Annotated in this window: 17 protein-coding genes; 7 read left to right on the top strand and 10 right to left on the bottom strand. The window is 55.5% G+C overall.

Annotated elements, in window-relative coordinates:
- Positions 1-39: 39 nt before the first annotated feature.
- Complete coding sequence (locus JJL52_RS02560; RefSeq protein ID WP_202050830.1) at positions 40-315, bottom strand: metal/formaldehyde-sensitive transcriptional repressor; 276 nt, start codon at positions 313-315, stop codon at positions 40-42.
- Between the two features lie 72 nt (positions 316-387).
- Here JJL52_RS02560 and dmeF point away from each other — a divergent pair, with 72 nt between their 5' ends.
- Positions 388-1,335, top strand: a complete 948-nt coding sequence (dmeF, locus tag JJL52_RS02555) for a CDF family Co(II)/Ni(II) efflux transporter DmeF (protein WP_202050829.1) — start codon at positions 388-390, stop codon at positions 1,333-1,335.
- A 255-nt stretch (positions 1,336-1,590) separates the two neighbouring features.
- On the opposite strand, the gene bioA is transcribed toward dmeF, so the two are convergent.
- From bioA to JJL52_RS02530, 5 genes are all read right to left on the bottom strand, one after another.
- Positions 1,591-2,904 (bottom strand): adenosylmethionine--8-amino-7-oxononanoate transaminase, encoded by a 1,314-nt coding sequence (gene bioA, locus JJL52_RS02550; RefSeq protein ID WP_202050828.1) that lies wholly within the window; start codon positions 2,902-2,904, stop codon positions 1,591-1,593.
- A 77-nt stretch (positions 2,905-2,981) separates the two neighbouring features.
- The gene (locus JJL52_RS02545; protein WP_202050827.1) at positions 2,982-3,992 is read right to left on the bottom strand and encodes an L-threonylcarbamoyladenylate synthase; all 1,011 of its coding nucleotides are present in this window, start codon (positions 3,990-3,992) and stop codon (positions 2,982-2,984) included.
- Between the two features lie 4 nt (positions 3,993-3,996).
- The gene (gene oadA, locus JJL52_RS02540; protein ID WP_202050826.1) at positions 3,997-5,826 is read right to left on the bottom strand and encodes a sodium-extruding oxaloacetate decarboxylase subunit alpha; all 1,830 of its coding nucleotides are present in this window, start codon (positions 5,824-5,826) and stop codon (positions 3,997-3,999) included.
- 194 nt (positions 5,827-6,020) lie between these two features.
- Positions 6,021-7,439, bottom strand: a complete 1,419-nt coding sequence (locus JJL52_RS02535; RefSeq protein WP_202050825.1) for an acetyl-CoA carboxylase biotin carboxylase subunit — start codon at positions 7,437-7,439, stop codon at positions 6,021-6,023.
- A gap of 190 nt (positions 7,440-7,629) precedes the next feature.
- On the bottom strand, positions 7,630-8,088 hold the full coding sequence (locus JJL52_RS02530) for a hypothetical protein (protein WP_202050824.1): 459 nt from the start codon (positions 8,086-8,088) through the stop codon (positions 7,630-7,632).
- Positions 8,089-8,642: 554 nt separating this feature from the next.
- On the opposite strand from JJL52_RS02530, the gene nhaR reads away from it, so the two are divergent.
- Entirely contained in the window at positions 8,643-9,545 is a 903-nt protein-coding gene (gene nhaR, locus JJL52_RS02525) for a transcriptional activator NhaR (protein WP_202050823.1), read from the top strand.
- A gap of 205 nt (positions 9,546-9,750) precedes the next feature.
- Positions 9,751-11,358, top strand: coding sequence for a SulP family inorganic anion transporter (locus JJL52_RS02520; protein WP_202050822.1), 1,608 nt, complete (start codon positions 9,751-9,753; stop codon positions 11,356-11,358).
- Between the two features lie 21 nt (positions 11,359-11,379).
- Here the strand turns inward: JJL52_RS02520 and JJL52_RS02515 are convergent, their stop codons facing one another.
- Positions 11,380-11,856: an NUDIX hydrolase gene (locus JJL52_RS02515; protein ID WP_336885030.1), complete on the bottom strand. Its 477-nt coding sequence runs from the start codon at positions 11,854-11,856 to the stop codon at positions 11,380-11,382.
- Between the two features lie 191 nt (positions 11,857-12,047).
- On the opposite strand from JJL52_RS02515, the gene JJL52_RS02510 reads away from it, so the two are divergent.
- The 4 genes from JJL52_RS02510 (at position 12,048) to JJL52_RS02495 (ending at position 14,738) form a co-directional block, all read left to right on the top strand.
- Positions 12,048-12,614: a c-type cytochrome gene (locus JJL52_RS02510; RefSeq protein WP_202050821.1), complete on the top strand. Its 567-nt coding sequence runs from the start codon at positions 12,048-12,050 to the stop codon at positions 12,612-12,614.
- A 104-nt stretch (positions 12,615-12,718) separates the two neighbouring features.
- Positions 12,719-13,126, top strand: a complete 408-nt coding sequence (locus JJL52_RS02505; protein WP_202050820.1) for a hypothetical protein — start codon at positions 12,719-12,721, stop codon at positions 13,124-13,126.
- Between the two features lie 93 nt (positions 13,127-13,219).
- A complete protein-coding gene (locus tag JJL52_RS02500) occupies positions 13,220-14,104 on the top strand; it encodes a fructosamine kinase family protein (RefSeq protein ID WP_202051038.1) in 885 nt (294 codons plus the stop codon).
- 121 nt (positions 14,105-14,225) lie between these two features.
- On the top strand, positions 14,226-14,738 hold the full coding sequence (locus JJL52_RS02495) for a hypothetical protein (protein ID WP_202050819.1): 513 nt from the start codon (positions 14,226-14,228) through the stop codon (positions 14,736-14,738).
- 40 nt (positions 14,739-14,778) lie between these two features.
- On the opposite strand, the gene JJL52_RS02490 is transcribed toward JJL52_RS02495, so the two are convergent.
- The 3 genes from JJL52_RS02490 to JJL52_RS02480 all read right to left on the bottom strand — a co-directional run bounded on the left by JJL52_RS02490 (position 14,779) and on the right by JJL52_RS02480 (position 17,444).
- On the bottom strand, positions 14,779-15,948 hold the full coding sequence (locus JJL52_RS02490) for an AAA family ATPase (protein ID WP_202050818.1): 1,170 nt from the start codon (positions 15,946-15,948) through the stop codon (positions 14,779-14,781).
- Between the two features lie 283 nt (positions 15,949-16,231).
- Entirely contained in the window at positions 16,232-16,756 is a 525-nt protein-coding gene (locus JJL52_RS02485) for an SRPBCC family protein (RefSeq protein WP_202050817.1), read from the bottom strand.
- A 121-nt stretch (positions 16,757-16,877) separates the two neighbouring features.
- Positions 16,878-17,444 carry a hypothetical protein gene (locus JJL52_RS02480; RefSeq protein WP_202050816.1) on the bottom strand — a complete coding sequence of 189 codons (567 nt, stop codon included), beginning with the start codon at positions 17,442-17,444 and terminating at the stop codon, positions 16,878-16,880.
- Between the last annotated feature and the right edge of the window lie 137 nt (positions 17,445-17,581).

Raw genomic sequence — 17,581 nt, 5'->3', positions numbered from 1 at the left:
CGGGGAGCCACGGAATCCGGAAAAATCGTGCATTAAGCCTTACTTGAGGTAGGAACGCAGCACGGCAACCACCTGTTCCACATCCTCGTTCCGCTGCTTTGGAGGTAGATCATCCGCACCCAGATGTTCGCGGATGTGACCCTCCAATACCTCGGCCATCAATCCGTTCACGGCTCCCCGGATCGCGGCGATCTGCTGCAGCACTGCCGAACATTCCGTCTCCTGTTCCAATGCTCTTTCCAGCGCCTCGGTCTGGCCCTTAATGCGTCGAACGCGGGTCAGCAAGGGTTTCTTACCTTTAATCGTATGGGGCATGGCGGCCTTTTTGCTTGGCAATAAAATATACTGGAGTATAGTATATTGAATTTAGACAAAAGGTACTGTCAAATGCCAATTTCCGCTTCTGTTGATGCCTGGCGCCACGCCCACGTCTTCGACGAGGGCAATCCGCTGGCCGAGAGGAATACACGCGGTGCTCTCGTATTGACCTCTGTCATGATGGTTGCCGAGATCGCCGGGGGATGGACCTTCAACTCGATGGCGCTGCTGGCCGATGGTTGGCACATGAGTTCGCACGCCTTGGCGCTGGGTCTTTCGGTGCTGGCCTACGGGGCAGCCCGACGCTTCGCCCGCGATAAGCGCTTTGCCTTCGGGACGTGGAAGATCGAAGTGCTGGGCGGGTATACCAGCGCCATTTTCCTCGTAGGCGTCGCCGGACTGATGCTCTACCAGTCGATTGAACGCCTCGTCGCCCCGACGCCGATTCACTACGATCAAGCCATCGCGATTGCCGGGGTTGGTTTATTGGTCAATCTGGTTTGTGCATGGTTGCTGAAAGAGAGTCATGTCCATCATCATGATAACAGCGATCACGATCACCCCCATCACGACTTGAATCTACGTGCGGCCTATGTGCACGTCCTGTCCGACGCGGCCACCTCGGTGCTTGCTATTCTGGCATTGTTTAGCGGCAAGCTTTGGGAAGTCAACTGGCTCGACCCCGCAATGGGCATTGTTGGGGCCGTACTGATTATCATCTGGGCGTATGGATTGCTGTGCGACACCGGACGCGTACTGCTCGATGCTGAAATGGATGCGCCCGTGGTGGCCGAAATTCACGAGGTTATCGGGACAAGCCCCGTTAAGGCTGAAATTACCGATCTGCACGTCTGGCGTGTCGGGAAAGGCAAGTACGCCTGCATCCTGTCGCTTGCCGTTCAAGAAGAGGCGACGCCGGACGACTTCAGGAAACTGTTAGGCATCCATGCGGAATTGGTTCATGTGACTGTGGAAGTGAACCAGCATCGAGAGCGGCAAAAAGTTATACCGCTTTGAGGGACTGTTAAGGCTCATCGTTATACACAAGTCTGAAAGCATTCGGAGTCCTATTCATGCTTGACCGCAGACTCCGCGTAGGCCGGGCACGCTTTTTGTGCCCGGCAATGACCTGTCTCCAATCAATGGAGCGGCAGGCGTCCAAAGCTCGCTTTGGATCACTCTTGTCTCATGCTCAAAGCCAGCTTTAAACTCCAATGCTTAAGCTTTGCAGGACTTGTGCATCACGATGAGCCGTTAAGAGGGCGATTGCCGTCAAATTCCAATTTTCGCCAATTGTTCGATCGCGGCGAAAATCCCCCCGGCCAGATGACCGAGTTCGTCATCATCAATCAGGTAAGGCGGCATCGTATAGATCAAGCGGCCGAAAGGCCTGAGCCAGACGCCGCGTTCAATCAGCCGCTTCTGCACGGCCGCGACCCGGATCGGCGCGGCCATTTCGACCACGCCGATCGCACCGAGCACTCTGACATCGGCCACTCCCGGCAAATCGCTGCACGGGGCCAGGCCTTTTTTCAGTCCGGTTTCGATACGGCCGAGGCGGCTTTGCCAATCGGAAGCCAGCAGCAGGTCGATGCTGGCCGAGGCGATGCTGCAGGCCAAAGGATTGCCCATGAAGGTCGGGCCGTGCATGAAGCAGCCGGCTTCGCCGTGCGAGATCGTTTCGGCGATGTCCGCCGTGCATAAAGTCGCCGCCAAGCTCAGATAGCCGCCGGTCAGGGCCTTGCCGACGCACAGGATGTCGGGAGCGATCCCCGCATGCTCGCAGGCAAATAGGCGCCCGGTGCGGCCGAAGCCGGTCGCGATTTCATCCGCGATCAGCAGCACATCGTAGCGGTCGCAGAGATCGCGCGCGGCCTTCAGATAGTCGGGATGGTAGAACCACATGCCGCCGGCGCCCTGTACGACCGGTTCGAGGATCAGTGCGGCGCAATCGCCGGCATATTCCTCGAAGAGTTTTTCAAGTCCTTCAACATCACCGGGGTCCCAGGCTTGACCGAAACGGCAGCCGGGACGCGGAGCGAAAAGGTGTTTCGGCAGCACCGAGCGGAAAAGGTGATGCATCCCGGTCACCGGATCGCAGACCGACATCGCGCCGAAGGTGTCGCCGTGATATCCGCCGCTGAGGGCGATGAAGCGGTGCTTTTCGGTTTTGCCCTGCGCCTGCCAGTATTGTAGCGCCATTTTCAACGCCACTTCGACGCTGACCGAACCCGAATCGCAGAAGAACACTTTATCCAATCCCTCGGGGCTAATCGCCAGTAACCGTTCGGCCAAGCCGATGGCAGGTGAATGGGTCAGACCGCCGAACATCACGTGCGCCATTTTGCCGAGCTGTTCAATGGCGGCTTCGTTCAGGCGGGGGTGGTTGTAGCCGTGGATCGCCGCCCACCACGACGACATTCCGTCGATCAGTTCCCGTCCGTCCGCCAGTTTCAGCATGACGCCGTTCGCCGAGACGACCGGATACACCGGATCCGGCGCAATCACCGAAGTATACGGGTGCCAGATGTGGTCACGGTCGAAGGCGAGCGCCGCCGCTTCTAAATTGAAAACATTGTCGGCCATACTGAATATTGAAAGACCTGGAGTAGGGTACGCTCCGCGTACCTTATTTGGAGTTTGAGCTTACCGGGGCGGGTACCTTACTCACGATCGGGAATCGCCGAACCCGCGGGCACGGTCGCCTTGCGCAGCCGGTCGTTTACCGCATGCCAGGCCTCGCTTTCGGGGGGCTGTTCGATTACGATCATGTCGAGCCCGAGATTATCCGTTTCACGCAGGGCGGCATAAAGCGCTTGAGCGTAATCGTGCGCTTCCGCAGGCATGTGCAGGGTATGGGCCAAACCGGGAGGAAGCACGGCGCGATGGTAAGCAATCAGGCCGACCCGCCGGCCTTGTGCGATCAGTTGCCTCAGCGTTTCCCAGATGGCGCCGCTGGGGCACAACAGCGCGGTGGTGCTGGGGGCGTAATGCACCGCCATCAGCCCCGGCGCGCGAATATCGAGCGGCCCGGTTTTCGCGGCAAGCTCAAGGCCGACGCCCAGCACTTCTTCGATTTGAACCCGGCTGATCCGGCCCGGCCGCAGCAGCCGCGGCCGGGCGCCGCTCAGGTCGACGATCGTCGATTCGACCCCGACCTTGCACGGGCCGCCGTCGAGGATCAGATCGACGCTATTGCCGAGTTCTTCTTCGACATGCCGGGCCGTAGTCGGGCTGATCCGGCAGAAACGGTTCGCGGAAGGAGCGGCAATGCCACCGCCAAATTTCTCGAGCAGGCGCAGCGCGACCGGATGGCCCGGCACGCGCAGGCCGACGGTCGGCTGGCCGCCGGTCACCGCATCGGGTACATGCGGCTTCTTTTTCAGAATGATCGCCAAGGGGCCGGGCCAGAAATGTTCGGCCAACCGCCGGGCAGCATCGGGTACGGGCTCGGCCCAGTCGTCCAGGCAGCCGGCGCCGCTGATATGCACGATCAACGGATGATCCGCCGGGCGCCCCTTGGCGGCAAAGATGCGGCCGACCGCCTCCGCATTCGCGGCATCGGCGCCCAGGCCATAAACGGTTTCGGTCGGAAAGGCGACCAGACGGCCCTGGCGCAGCAAATGAACAGCTTGGTCGAGCGCGGCATCATCCGCGATTATCGGTTTGGTCATTGATTCAATTATTGGGTAAGATTTCGATCAGGACTTCATCCGGGTTGGCGGGTTCGCCCTTGACCACGTGTACGGCTTTCACGATGCCGCCGATCGGCGCGGTGACCTCGGTTTCCATTTTCATCGCCTCGGTGACCAGCACGGGCTGGCCGGCCTCGACCCGCTGGCCGACCTTGACCGGAACCTCCAGCACATTGCAGGGCATCCGCACGCCAATGTCGCCCGGTTCGATCGGGCGCCGGCGTTTGCTGGCGATGTTGCTTTGCACCGCGCCTTGCGTGCCGCCTTCCAGTACGATTTCATCCAGCGTTTCGACGACGATCTCTTCCGGCACGCCGTCGACCATGAAATAGAAATGGCGCAGCATCTGGTTTTTCGGGCCCGCGCCGGTCACTTTGACATGGTAGGACTCGCCGTGCAGTGCGACGTTGAACTCGGTCGGCGCTTTTTTAATGCCGCTCTCGGCCGCCGGCTCGATTTCGAGCGGCTCCGGCACCAGATTGCCGGAAGAACGCTGTTCGAGAAACTGTTTGCCGACTTCCGGGAACATCGCATAGCTCAGCACGTCCCGGTCGTTCAGCGCGAGATGGCCGATTTCCTCGCGCAGATGGTCGAGTTCCGGCTTCAGCAGATCGGCCGGGCGGCAGTCGATCGGTTCTTCGCTGCCGATCGCGCGTTTCTGCAGGCCCGGATCGACCGGAGCCGGCGCCTTGCCGTAGCCGCCCTGCAGGTAGCGTTTGACTTCATTGGTGATCGATTCGTAGCGTTTCCCGGTCAGTACGTTCAGCACCGCCTGGGTGCCGACGATCTGCGAGGTCGGGGTGACCAGCGGCGGATAGCCGAGATCCTTCCTGACCGCCGGAATCTCCTTGTAGACTTCGCTGATCCGGTCCAGCGCGTTGCGTTCCTTCAACTGGTTGGCCAGATTCGAGATCATGCCGCCGGGAACCTGGAAAATATGCACCTGGGTATCGATGCCGGTGAATTCGCTCTCGAAGCGGCGGTATTTCTTGCGTATTTCGGCAAAATAGCGGTTCGCTTCCTGAAGCCGGTCGAGATCCAGGCCGGAGTCGTAGGGAGTGCCTTGCAGTGCGATCACCAGGCTTTCGGTCGGCGGGTGGCTGGTGCCGCCGGACCAGGACGACAAGGCCGTATCGATATGCCGACAGCCGGCTTCGATCGCCTTCAACTGGCACATTTCGGCAAGCCCCGAAGTCGCGTGCGAATGCAGGTGAAGAGGCAGATCGACCGCATCCCTCAGTGTCTTGACCAGCTCGTAAGTTGCGTAAGGAGTCAGGAGCCCGGCCATGTCCTTGATTGCGAGCGAATCGCAGCCGAGTTCGGCCAGGTCCTTCGCGAGCGCGACGAAGCTTGCGGTGTCGTGCACCGGGCTGGTCGTGTAGCAGATCGTCCCCTGCGCATGCTTGCCGCTGGCCTTGACCGCTTCGATCGCGGTTTTGAGGTTTCTAATGTCGTTCAACGCGTCGAAAATGCGAAACACGTCCATCCCTGCTTCGGCGGCCCGCTGTACGAATGCCCTGACTACGTCGTCCGAATAATGCCGGTAACCGAGCAGGTTCTGTCCGCGCAGCAGCATTTGCAGTGGAGTTTTCGGCAATGCGGCCTTCAGTTTGACGAGGCGTTCCCAGGGATCTTCCTTTAAAAACCGCAGGCAGGCGTCGAACGTCGCGCCGCCCCAGCATTCGAGTGACCAGTAGCCGATCGCGTCGAGCATCGCGCAGGCGGGCAGCATGTCTTCGGTGCGCAGGCGCGTTGCAATCAGCGACTGATGCGCATCGCGCAGAATAACATCGGTGATATGAACTTTTTGCATGGTTGGGCCTTAATCAGCAGAGACTAACATTGTCCACGAAAAGCACGAAAATGTTCACAGCACGCTCCGTTCAACCTTTGCTTTCAAATAGCGAGCAAAGTGAATGATGGGCGGATGAAGCGGTCTGTCCACCCTACCGGTTTTTTGTCCCCAATCTCCCGTCTCACTTTTCGTGCTTTTCGTGGACATTAAAATCACAGCCCGGTATGCGCGGCCATCGCGGCCGCGATCACGCTGGCCAGCACTTCGGGCCGGGGTTTATGCGAATAATGGATCAGTTCCGGGTGCTCTTCGACGAATCCGGTATTGAACTGCCCCGAGCGGAACTCGGGGTGGCGCAGAATTTCGAGATAATAAGGAATCGTGGTTTTGATCCCGAACAGTCCCATGTCGCGCAGCGCCCGTTCGCCGCGTTTGATCGCATCTTCCCAGTTCAAGGCGCTGACGATCACTTTCGCCAGCATCGAATCGTAGAACGGCGGTATTTCATAGCCGGTATAAATCGCGGTATCGGTCCGGACGCCGGGCCCGCCCGGCGCGTAATAGCGCGAGATCCGGCCGAAGCTGGGCAGGAAATTGTTCTGCGGATCCTCCGCATTGATGCGGAACTGGATCGCAAAACCGCGGCGGCGGATTTCTTCCTGCCGGAAGCGCAAAGGCAAGCCGGCCGCAACCCGGATCTGCTCCTCGACGATATCGACGCCGGTAATCGTTTCGGTGATCGTATGCTCGACTTGCACGCGCGTGTTCATTTCCATGAAATAGAAGCGGTCCTGGTCGTCGAGCAGGAATTCGACCGTACCGGCATTCGTATAGCCGACCGCTTTGGCGGCGAGCACCGCAAGTCCGCCGATATACTGTCGCTGTGCTTCGCCGAGCTGCGGCGATGGCGCGATTTCGATCAGTTTCTGATTGCGGCGCTGAATCGAACAGTCGCGTTCGTATAAATGAATCGTGTTGCCGTGGTGGTCCGCGAGCACCTGTACTTCGATATGGCGCGGGTTTACGATGCATTTTTCGAGAAACACTTCGGCCCGGCCGAAGGCCTTGCCGGCCTCGGAAATCACCCGATCGTAATTGCGCCGAAGTTCTTCGGCCGAATCGCAGCGGCGGATACCGCGCCCGCCGCCGCCCGAAGTCGCTTTCAGCATGACCGGATACCCGATGGTTTCGGCCACCTCGAGCGCTTCCTCGGCCGTATCGAGATTTCCGGCGGAGCCCGGCGTGACCGGCAGTCCCGCCGCGATCATCGCTTTGCGGGCTTCGGTCTTGTCGCCCATCCGCTCGATCACTTCGGCCGCAGGGCCGATGAAGACCAGGCCGCGGTCGGCGCAGGCCTTGGCGAATTGCGCATTTTCGGAAAGAAAGCCGTAACCCGGATGAATCGCGTCGCAGCCGGTGGCGGCGGCCAGATTGACCAACCCGTAGACGTTCAGATAGCCCGCGACCGGTTCGCTGCCGATACAGTAGGATTCGTCGGCTTTTTTGACGTGCAAGGCAAAACGGTCGGCCTCCGAATAAATTGCCACCGAACGGATACCCATCTCGGCGCAGGCGCGGATGATGCGCACCGCGATTTCGCCGCGGTTCGCGATAAGGATTTTTCGCAGCATAAATCGGTTTGATTAACGGAAAAACTGGCTTTTTGGAGGATAAAACGGAAGAATCTTGTTGGCTATCACTATATCAGATTCTTGGAGAGTTTGACTGTCATGATAGGGTTGGAGAAGGTACGGCGGTGTTTCACCGCCGATGAGCGATTTGAAGGATTAAGCGGCTTGACGGCGTGGATTCTCTAGACTGTCAACTGGTAACCCAAAAATAGATGCCGAACATGCCTGCCGCACAACCGGCCAGAACTTTAATTCTTTTTCGGCTGGGCATTTTCGACCAGAGTTCTTTGCTGTCCTTGACTGACCGTTGATAGGAGGATTGAAGATTCTCTTTAGTGCGGGAATACAGCCGAGGAACCGCCCGCCACAGTTTATAGCACAATCCCAGGACGATCGATACCTGTACATAAAAAAGGATCAGCTGGCTATGGTATTTATCGAGGTGCAAACTATGCCCTATCAACTCTTCAAGCAGGTAACACGCTCCTTCGTAACAAACGTGCAGAATTTCCAGCAAATGGTGCGCGCCGGCAAAATAGAGGTCGGGCACCAGCATGAGGCTGGCCAAGAGGAAGGCATAGGTGTAGGCCTTTCGCTGCCACGGCGACAATTGCCGGATTTTCATAAAAGGATCGATCATTTTACTCATTGGATTGACCTTGCAATTGCAGGTGGGGACTTTGATAAGTTTAGCCAATGGCTATTGAATGATGGGTCACTAAAATAAATATGTTAACGGAATCACAAAAAACGGCGCTTGATCCGGCGGATTTCCGATGGGCCAGATTCAGCCTCAACCCAAACGCGATTTTCGCCCCCCCAAATACAACGCGATAAATCGGGTGGGAACTCAAATTTTTCACTTTGGCCGGTTATTATCGATACGGACATAACTTACCCTGTTCCCAAATTTTGGGAAAGTAGAATATCTTTGATGAACAATTCGAAATTTTCGAAGTATAGTCGAGGTTTTAGGGCTATTATAATAATATCATTTCGTAAAGGCTCGACTAATTCGAATTATTTTGAATCGAAATTAATGAACTCCCCTTGCTGCCGCCGGCATCGGCCTTTGCCGTTTAAGTGTTGGATGGCCGGTTTTTTTGCATCGATGCCATGAAAACCATGAGGGATCTGTATGGCAAGCCAAATAAATCACTGCCTAAGGAAAGCCGTTCTAAACCGGCAGAGTGACACTGCAGTATGATTAATTACAAACATTTGCACTATTTTTGGGTCGTTGCCAAGGAAAAAAGCATTGTCAAGGCCAGCGCGCAGCTGCATCTGACGCCGCAAACGATCAGCGGGCAGTTGAGCTGTCTCGAGCAATCGATGGGGGTGGTATTGTTTAATCGGGTCGGCCGCCATCTCGAATTGACCGACGCAGGCCGAATGGTGCTGTCTTATGCCAATGAAATTTTTTCGCTTGGCAGCGAATTGCAAAATGCAGTGCGCCACCGTCCTAAGAAATCTTCATTGGCATTCAAGGTCGGCATCGACGATGTAGTACCGAAATCGATTGCGTACCGGTTGCTGGAACCCGCATTAAATATCCCCGATCCGATCCATTTTGCTTGTCGTGAGAACGATCTTGATACCTTATTGACGGATTTGCTGCTGCACAAGCTCGATCTGGTCATTTCGGACAGTCCGACACCTCCCGACATCGACTTCCGCGGCTATTGCGATCCTCTGGGCAAATCGGGCCTGAGCATTTTTGCCGCCGCGACCTTGGCCGAACGTCTACAGGGCGAATTTCCTTATTGCCTTGATAATATGCCCCTGCTGCTGCCGGCTTCGAATACGGGTATCCGGATGCATCTGCAGCGCTGGTTCGATAAATGGCATATCCATCCGGCCATCGTCGGCGAATTTGAAGACAGCGCGCTGATGAAGGAATTCGCCCAGGCCGGCGCCGGCGTGATTGCCGCACCGACCGCGATTAAAGCCGAGATCGAGAGAAAACATGAATTGATCGCCATCGGCACGGTCGAAGAAGCAGTTATCCGCTATTATGCGATTTCGGTACAGCGCAAAACCCCCCATCCGGCGGTTGCCGCCATTACTGAAAAGGCAAGGGAATGGCTATTTAAAAGGGTCGAATAAAGCGTTAAGCTGAAATATCAAAATTTTAGCTATAGTATCGAATCGAAATTAGTTATACTAAGGATGTGGCAAAAAATAACTTCCCGATATGCCGCCTGATCGTTCCCGCGCTCTGCGTGGAAATTATGAGAGATAGTTATTATTGACCAATATCCTAAATGCCAAGTTGCTATTGTCTCGTCCTTAAAATTAAGGAGTCACCCCAATGATACATAAACACCTCGAATACTATACCAGTCACTTGAAGGGCGATGTTCCGGCCGGTATCGTCGTTTTTCTGGTAGCTTTACCTCTCTGCCTGGGTATAGCGCTCGCTTCGGGCGCGCCGTTGTTTTCGGGTCTGATCGCGGGTCTAATCGGCGGGCTTGTAGTAGCCTGGCTGAGCGGATCGCAGCTCAGCGTGTCGGGACCGGCTGCCGGTTTGACCGTGATCGTTTTGAATGCGATCGAAAAGATCGGCAGTTTTGAAGGGTTTTTAACGGCTCTCGTGATCGCGGGCTTTCTGCAGTTGGTGCTGGGCTACCTGCGGGCCGGCGTGATCGGCGCGTTCTTCCATTCCGCGGTGATCAAAGGGATGCTGGCGGCGATCGGGTTGATCCTGATCATCAAACAGCTTCCGCATGCGACCGGTTACGATGCGAGTTTCGAAGGTGACGAGAGCTATATGAAGGAAACGGTCGGATCAAGCTTTTTTGAACTGATCGACGCGCTCAAGGCGATTTCGCCAGGCGCGGTTGCGATCAGTTCGATCGCTTTGCTGATCCTGATCGTCTGGGAACTGCCCTGGTTCAAGAAGCGTAAACTGTTCAGCCTGATCCCGGGGCCGTTGGTCGCAGTGGCCTGGGGCGTCGCGTATAATCTGGCGGCGGTAAGGTATGCCCCGGAATGGGCGGTCAGCGCCAAACACATGGTGACTTTGCCCGTTCTGGATCATCCAGCGGCACTTTTCGACCAGTTTCTCTCTCCGGATTGGAGTTTCCTGGCTAATCCCGAGATCTATACCGTCGCCGTAACGATGACCATCATCGCGAGCCTGGAAACCCTTTTGAGCCTGGAAGCGGTCGATAAGCTCGACCCGCTGAAACGGATTGCGCCGACCAACCGCGAGTTGAAGGCGCAGGGCATCGGCAACATGATCAGCGGCATGCTCGGCGGCCTGCCGATCACAGCCGTGATCGTGCGCAGTTCCGCGAATATCAATGCCGGCGGCCGAAGCCGGGTGGCCTGCTTCGTGCATGGCGTCTGCCTGCTGATCAGCCTGCTGTTTTTTACCCGTTATCTGAATTACATTCCCTTAGCCTGCCTGGCCGCGATATTGCTGCAAACCGGTTATAAGCTGGCCAAACCAAAGCTGTTCAAGGAATATTACCGGAAAGGATTCAGCCAGTTTCTTCCTTTCGTGGTGACGGTCGGCGCGATCATCGCCACCGATTTGCTAATGGGCATGGCGATCGGTATGGCGGTCGGAATGTATTATGTGATCAAGGCGAATTATCATGCGGCGATCACGATGACTCAGGACGACTCGCATTATGTGATTTCGCTGAATAAGGATGTCTCGTTTCTGAATAAGGCCCTGCTGCGAAAGTTTTTCCTGAAAATCGAGGAAAACAGCACCGTCCTGATCGATGCCAGTAAGGCGCAGTTCATCGATCATGATATTCTTGAAACCATCGAGGATTTTTTGTCCGCTGCACCGGATGACAATATCAAGGTCAAGATCGTCGATTTGTACGGCAAAGAAACAATTAAGAAACACGAAGCGATGGTCATCTTGAATGGACGTTCAAAAAAGCCGCAATCGCTGGCCTGACCGATGGAAAAGCCGGTGTTTTTACAGGATGAAGTCGGTCTCGGCGCAGTTTTTATAGAATCCCTCGCCGCTGCGCCGGCCGGCAGCGCGGCGGATGATTTCGGGTAATCCCTCTACCAACGGGTAATCGTCGATATTTTCAAGGCCTATCCAGCGCGCTTCCGATACGTCGCTTGCCGCAAGCGGGAGGTTTTCGTTTTCATTGCGCAGTTCGACCAGAAAATCGACGATCACATAATGAAAGTTTTCGATGCGCCGTTCGACCACCGCGATAAGCGACAGCACATTCACGTCGAGTCCCGTTTCTTCCCGGATTTCCCGCCGGCAGCACTCGGTCAGCCCCTCGCCGGCTTCGAGTTTGCCGCCCGGAACCGACCATAACCCTTGACGAGGCGGCTTGTTGCGTTTGATCAGCAGCACCTGGTTCTGCCGGTTGAATAGGAGGCCGCCCACACCGATCATCGGTTCAGGAAAGGAGGGATTTTCTTTATTACGCACGATTTGCACCCGCTGAGTTTTTCGCGTTACCAGGCACCGATACCCGCTTGTAAGTCAATGATCAACATGGTATGTTGCCGAAACATACACAGCGTTCCAGAAGCCTGCGAGAACGAGTTTGAAAGATTCTTTCCGGTTGGAAATTTACCATCAAAGTTAATTCCAATAATAACTATTATGAGAGGTAGAGCATGTTTTCATTAAAGCATTCCGTGTCTGTATGTCTGGTACTGGCTTATGCCTACTCTGTTCCAACGCCGGCCGCCGATGCGGCGGCCGGCGCTGAAAAAGCGGCGATGTGCGTCGGCTGCCACGGTCCGAACGGCAAAAGCAGCAATCCGCAATGGCCGAATCTGGCGGCCCAGCAACCCGATTATATGGCCGCCCAATTGAAAGCTTTCAAATCCGGCGCCCGCAAAAATCCGATGATGCAAAGCATGGCCGCGAATCTGAGCGATCAGGATATCGAAAATCTGGCGGCTTATTTTGCCGCCCAACCGGCCGCAAAAGCGGGCGGCGATACCGCGCTGGCCAAAACGGGCGCCGAAAAGGCCGGCACCTGCCTCCATTGTCACGGCGCGCAAGGGCAAGGCATCACGCAAATTCCCCGGTTGGCGGGACAGCATCCGGGCTATCTGGAAGCGCAGTTGAAGCATTTCAAAGAAGGCAGCCGTCAGGGCGGGCCGATGCAGGGCATGGCGAGCGCGCTTTCGGATGACGACATCAAGGCGCTGTCGGCATATTTCGGTTCGTTGTGATTTGGATTTTCATAGATCGAATTTTAAATTGGATGGCTCTCTCGACTGCCAAGCCGTTCGCTCCGGCTGGGTTCCGAAAAGAGCGTTATTAGATTGGAGGCCTCATGAAAATTGTTCAGCGCTTTACCACGACTGGGATTGTTTTGCTGCTCGCCGTTTCCGGCGGCGCTAATGCGAAGCCGGATACGGATACGAACCAGGAACAGGGCAGAGGTTGGGATTCGAGCGAAATTACCCGCAATAGACAGTCCAGGGACGAAGATAACGTCCGCGGCAGGGAAAGGTCCGGGGAACGGCGGGGTCGCGATATGCGGGAACCCGGTTCAGCATCCGGCGAAATCAACAGCGACCAGCAAACGCAGACCGATCAGACTGTGCGTGGGGCGGACAAAGCCAACGAACGGCATGAACTGAAAAGCCACGAGGTCCCCGCGAAAACCCAGGCAAAACCTCAAACCAAGTCCAAAACTAAAACTAAGGCAAAAAAAACACGTAAAAATCCTCGGCAATAAACTTTGGAGAGCCGCGGCGGAGATTCCGAGGCTTTCCCGCCCCGGCCCTTTTCATGAACTCTATTCATTCTTTTCCCCAGGCTAAAAATGCTGATGAACTGGCAGGCGATTTCCGACCAAATCCGTCTCAAAACCGGCCGGGACTTCCACTTCGCCGCCGCGCAGCCCTTGGGCGGCGGTGACATCAATTCGGCCTACCATTTGCAGGGCCGGGACCGGTCGTATTTCGTCAAGCTGAACCGGCGCGAGCTGGCGGACATGTTCGCGGCCGAATTCGCCGGTCTCCGGGAGATCGCCGCCGTCGGCGCAATCCGTGCGCCGGCTCCGGTCATTCATGGCGAAGCCGGAACGCAGGCATACCTTGTACTCGAATATCTGGAGTTCGGCGCCTCGACCCGGCAGTCCCAGCGCCTTCTCGGACAGCAGCTCGCCGACTTGCACCGGCCGCGGCAGGCTTATTTCGGCTGGCATCGGGACAACACGATCGGCAGCACGCCGCAAGTCAATACCCGCAGCGTCGACTGGGTTGCATTCTGGCGCGACCTCCGCCTCGGTTACCAGTTGCGGCTGGCCGCCCGAAACGGCTACGCCGGCCGTCTGCAAACCCAGGGCGAACGGCTGTGCAGCGCCTTGGCCGGGCTTTTCGACGGCTACCAACCCCAGCCCTCGCTGCTGCACGGCGATCTTTGGGCGGGCAACAGCGCGACGGACAGGCAGGGTCGTCCGGTCATTTTCGACCCGGCCTGTTATTACGGCGACCGCGAAGCCGACATCGCGATGACCGAACTGTTCGGCGGCTACGGCAAGGATTTCTATCAGGCTTACAATGAAAGCTGGCCGCTCGATGCCGGCTATCCGGTCCGCAAGACGCTCTACAATCTCTACCATGTTCTGAACCATCTAAACCTGTTCGGCGGCGGCTATCAGCGCCAAGCCGAGAACATGACGATGCAATTGCTCTCCGAACTCAGCGCTTAGCCGGATTTTTCCCTAGGCGGCAACCCCCTCTGTCCGCCGCTACCCATGAGCTTCCGCTCTCGTTATAATGGGCAATTTTGTTGGCCCTTAATAACCATTATTTTCGTGCGGCATTTAGATCATGAGTCTGTTAACCAAATATCTGGGGCTTTGCTGGTTTCGCAATAACCCTCTTGATTTGACCCCTTCCAAGTCGTTCATGTGGAAGACGGTGATTTTTTACCTGATCTCGGGCATGATTGTCGAAGGCCTGATCGCGGATCCGGCGGACGGTTCGCTGGAAGTGATGCTGCGGACCATCATGGCGTTCTCGTCCATCACCGTTTTGTTGCTGCTGCTCAGAAAACGGCAATACTTCTACCAGCTGTTCACCGCGATTTTCGTCTGCGAAAACTTCATCATGACGCTGGCGACCGCGACCGAAGCGCTGTACTTCTGGATGGTGATGAACCACCGGGAAAATGCGGAAGAAATTTCGATCTGGATCGGCGTTTTCCTGGTGCTCTGGTATCTGGCGATCGTCGCCTACATTTTGCGCCGGATTTTCACCTACGATCGCGCCGCCAGCCTGGTCCTGGCGTTCGGCTATTTCGTCCTGACCTACGGACTGCCGATGATGTTCATGGATATCTGAATTATCGTAAAAGGACGGGGCCAAGCGGTCCGGCCTATCTTCATCGGCTCTTGTCCGGCCAATGCCATAGAGGCTCATCCAGCATGTCCCGGCCGGCGATCACGGTCCGGCCGAGATTTTTCTCCAGTTTCAAAAAATTACACGATTCCGATTGGCCGAGCGCGGCGATCAGTTTGCCGGCATGCGATACGACCCAGACCTGGGTCGATTCGGCCGCCCGGATAATCAAACGGGCAAGCGCCGGCAGCAGATCGGGATGCAGGCTCGTTTCCGGTTCGTTCAGCACCATCAACGGAGGCGGCCTCGGCGTCAACAGCGCCGCTACCCAGAGCAGATAACGCAAGGTCCCGTCCGACAGTTCCTGCCCGGATAACGGGCGCAGCAAGCCTTCCTGGTGCAGTTCCACGGAAAAGCGCCCGTCCGGCCGCACCGAAATATCCAAACGCGCTCCGGGAAAAGCATCCGCGATCGCTGCATCGAGCGCCGCCGCATCGCCGATTTCCCGGATAGTCTGCAACGCAGCCGCCAGATCCCTGCCGTCGTGATGCAGCACCGGCGTGCGCGTCCCTAACTGGGGCAATCTTGCCGGCGCTTCGGCATCGGTCCTGAAGTGGTCGTAAAACCGCCAGCCGCGGATTCGTTCTCTCAGCACCACGACCTCCGGCGTTCCGGCAGGGTCGGCAATCCGGCTGAAAATACTTTCGAAACTGGGAATATGCTGCTCAATCACTTCCCATGTCCGCTCCGCACGCACTTTGACCATCGGGCCTTCCCGGTCGACTAAGAGGCTGGCCGGCCGGTAAGCGTTGCCCGCCCAAATGCATTCGCGTTTGATTTCGGGGTCGAGCGCGAACGCGGAACGCGAGGGTGTCGGAAGGCCTAACGAAATCGAATAGCCGAAGTCCCTGCCGGAAAAGCCCAATCGCAATCTCACCGTTTTTTGCCTTGGGCCGCCTTGGACGGGAATTTCGCGGTTGAGCATCCGGCCGGAAATCTTCTCCGGCCCGGCCCAGAATGTCGAACTCAATCCGCCCTCCCGAGCCAGGGAGTGTACGACTCCGCCTTGCGCGGTTTCCGATAACAATCGTAGCGCCCGGTACAAATTCGATTTGCCGCTGGCATTGGCTCCGGTAATTACATTCAGATTTCCGAGCGGAATCACCAAATCGAGCAAAGACCGGTAATTGGCAATGGCGAGCGTATCGATCATGCTGAAAGGAGGAATGTGCGTCTGATGGCTGCCGTCAGACCGATTTTGCCGAAAGTTGCGATGCAATAATCATAATAAAATGAAGAAATTTAAACTTATTTATTATTATTAAAGTGAAAAAATGCTGTGAATAAGGTTTAATTATTGTTTTTTATCAATGCGTTATTTTGCATAGCAAGCTGTCGTCAAAGCGGGCATCAATTTGTTGATCGCCTGTGGATATGTTTCGCCGCAATGTTTTGCACAGCGTTATCCACAACAAACTCCGCTTTAACCCACACGATTATTCACTGAGCGTTTTCAGATTCGCAAGGCCTTCTTCGTATTTTCGGCCGATCATCTTGTCCATGTTGCAGAAAATGCCCATCAGCCTGGAAACGAACGGCGACGGCCCGTACATCGCTTGGGTGACTGTCGTGGAATCGCCGTGGGGAACGAGCGTGAATTCGATCGTATTGTGGGCTTTAAACGGCTTGATGAAGTCGATCTTCAGCTTGATTTTGAAGGGCGGCAGCGATTCGACGATTTCCATTCGACCTTGGCCGATGTTTTTATTCCCGCTCCATTCATAGATCGCGCCTTCGCCGCGCAGGGCTCCGCTATAGGTTCGTTTTATCTCGGGGTCGATTTTCTCCCAGGGCGACCACGGTTCCCATTCGCGAAAATCGTTGATCAGCGGGAAGATTTTCTCCGGCGGGGCATGGATAATTGCCGAGCGTTCGACATGGAAGGTGTTCGGCCGTGTTGCCGCAAAGATCAATAATAAAATGAGAAAAATCATGGCTGCGATTACGATGTACTCAATCATTTCTTTTCTCCTGAACGACAATATTTAGTGCTATCGTAGGGTACGCTGCGCGTACCTTAAATTTGACTCATCGAAATATATTGGCAAGGGAGGCGCAGCGTACCCTACGGCTATATAGAGTTCATTGTTGCTTCTCTGCATTGGCCGGTACAATCTGTGGCATTAAGGCAAAGAACTGGTCGCGGCGTTCCATGATGGTATGAATCGAGGCGGTACGGAAGACTTCCGTATGAATTCTTTCGCAACCAAAAGTCACAGCATCAATTGCCGTTTTTTCCCAGAGTCGTTTGCTAGGCCAGTGTTTTATAACTTTTAAAAGCGGTGCCGAACAGCGATGCTTCTGAAGTCTTTCTGGGAGACTTGTGGCAAAGCCAACTTTAAAACGCCCAGGATCATGCTCGGGCTCAAGCGCAAGCAAATAAAAAACGCCAAGTTCTGCATCAGAAAATGAAGAATCTGCGACACGGGATTTTATATTTGTGTTCTCAGTTTCCGCACGAGAATTCAACTCGGCAATTACAAGCTGCGCTTCTTGTGAAGTAATGTATGCGATTAATTGACCTCTGTCATTGGCACCTCGTTTTTTCGAGGTTTGTATGTGTAGTCGAGTCAAAATCTTAAAGATTGTCTGCTTTCGTTTTCCAACCTGGTCGGCAAGATCTACAACAAAAATTGGTTCATCATTCATTATATTTTTGTAAAAACTAATGAGTTATTTATTAAGAAGTATTTTTTGCACTTACCCAGACTTGGTTGTAAGAAAGCTCGCGATCGATGGGCTTCCTTCGTCAGCCTACCCTACGATCATAATTGGCAATCTCGGCC

It is taken from the genome of Candidatus Methylomicrobium oryzae (genome assembly GCF_016745425.1).
GTDB lineage: Bacteria > Pseudomonadota > Gammaproteobacteria > Methylococcales > Methylomonadaceae > Methylomicrobium > Methylomicrobium oryzae.
This window is presented reverse-complemented; position numbering and strand designations above follow the sequence as displayed.

Coding starts and splice junctions, on each gene's coding strand:
- JJL52_RS02560 (WP_202050830.1), bottom strand. CDS start 315: ATGCCCCATACGATTAAAGGTAAGAAACCCTTGCTGACCCGCGTTCGA.
- dmeF (WP_202050829.1), top strand. CDS start 388: ATGCCAATTTCCGCTTCTGTTGATGCCTGGCGCCACGCCCACGTCTTC.
- bioA (WP_202050828.1), bottom strand. CDS start 2,904: ATGGCCGACAATGTTTTCAATTTAGAAGCGGCGGCGCTCGCCTTCGAC.
- JJL52_RS02545 (WP_202050827.1), bottom strand. CDS start 3,992: ATGACCAAACCGATAATCGCGGATGATGCCGCGCTCGACCAAGCTGTT.
- oadA (WP_202050826.1), bottom strand. CDS start 5,826: ATGCAAAAAGTTCATATCACCGATGTTATTCTGCGCGATGCGCATCAG.
- JJL52_RS02535 (WP_202050825.1), bottom strand. CDS start 7,439: ATGCTGCGAAAAATCCTTATCGCGAACCGCGGCGAAATCGCGGTGCGC.
- JJL52_RS02530 (WP_202050824.1), bottom strand. CDS start 8,088: ATGAGTAAAATGATCGATCCTTTTATGAAAATCCGGCAATTGTCGCCG.
- nhaR (WP_202050823.1), top strand. CDS start 8,643: ATGATTAATTACAAACATTTGCACTATTTTTGGGTCGTTGCCAAGGAA.
- JJL52_RS02520 (WP_202050822.1), top strand. CDS start 9,751: ATGATACATAAACACCTCGAATACTATACCAGTCACTTGAAGGGCGAT.
- JJL52_RS02510 (WP_202050821.1), top strand. CDS start 12,048: ATGTTTTCATTAAAGCATTCCGTGTCTGTATGTCTGGTACTGGCTTAT.
- JJL52_RS02505 (WP_202050820.1), top strand. CDS start 12,719: ATGAAAATTGTTCAGCGCTTTACCACGACTGGGATTGTTTTGCTGCTC.
- JJL52_RS02500 (WP_202051038.1), top strand. CDS start 13,220: ATGAACTGGCAGGCGATTTCCGACCAAATCCGTCTCAAAACCGGCCGG.
- JJL52_RS02495 (WP_202050819.1), top strand. CDS start 14,226: ATGAGTCTGTTAACCAAATATCTGGGGCTTTGCTGGTTTCGCAATAAC.
- JJL52_RS02490 (WP_202050818.1), bottom strand. CDS start 15,948: ATGATCGATACGCTCGCCATTGCCAATTACCGGTCTTTGCTCGATTTG.
- JJL52_RS02485 (WP_202050817.1), bottom strand. CDS start 16,756: ATGATTGAGTACATCGTAATCGCAGCCATGATTTTTCTCATTTTATTA.
- JJL52_RS02480 (WP_202050816.1), bottom strand. CDS start 17,444: ATGAATGATGAACCAATTTTTGTTGTAGATCTTGCCGACCAGGTTGGA.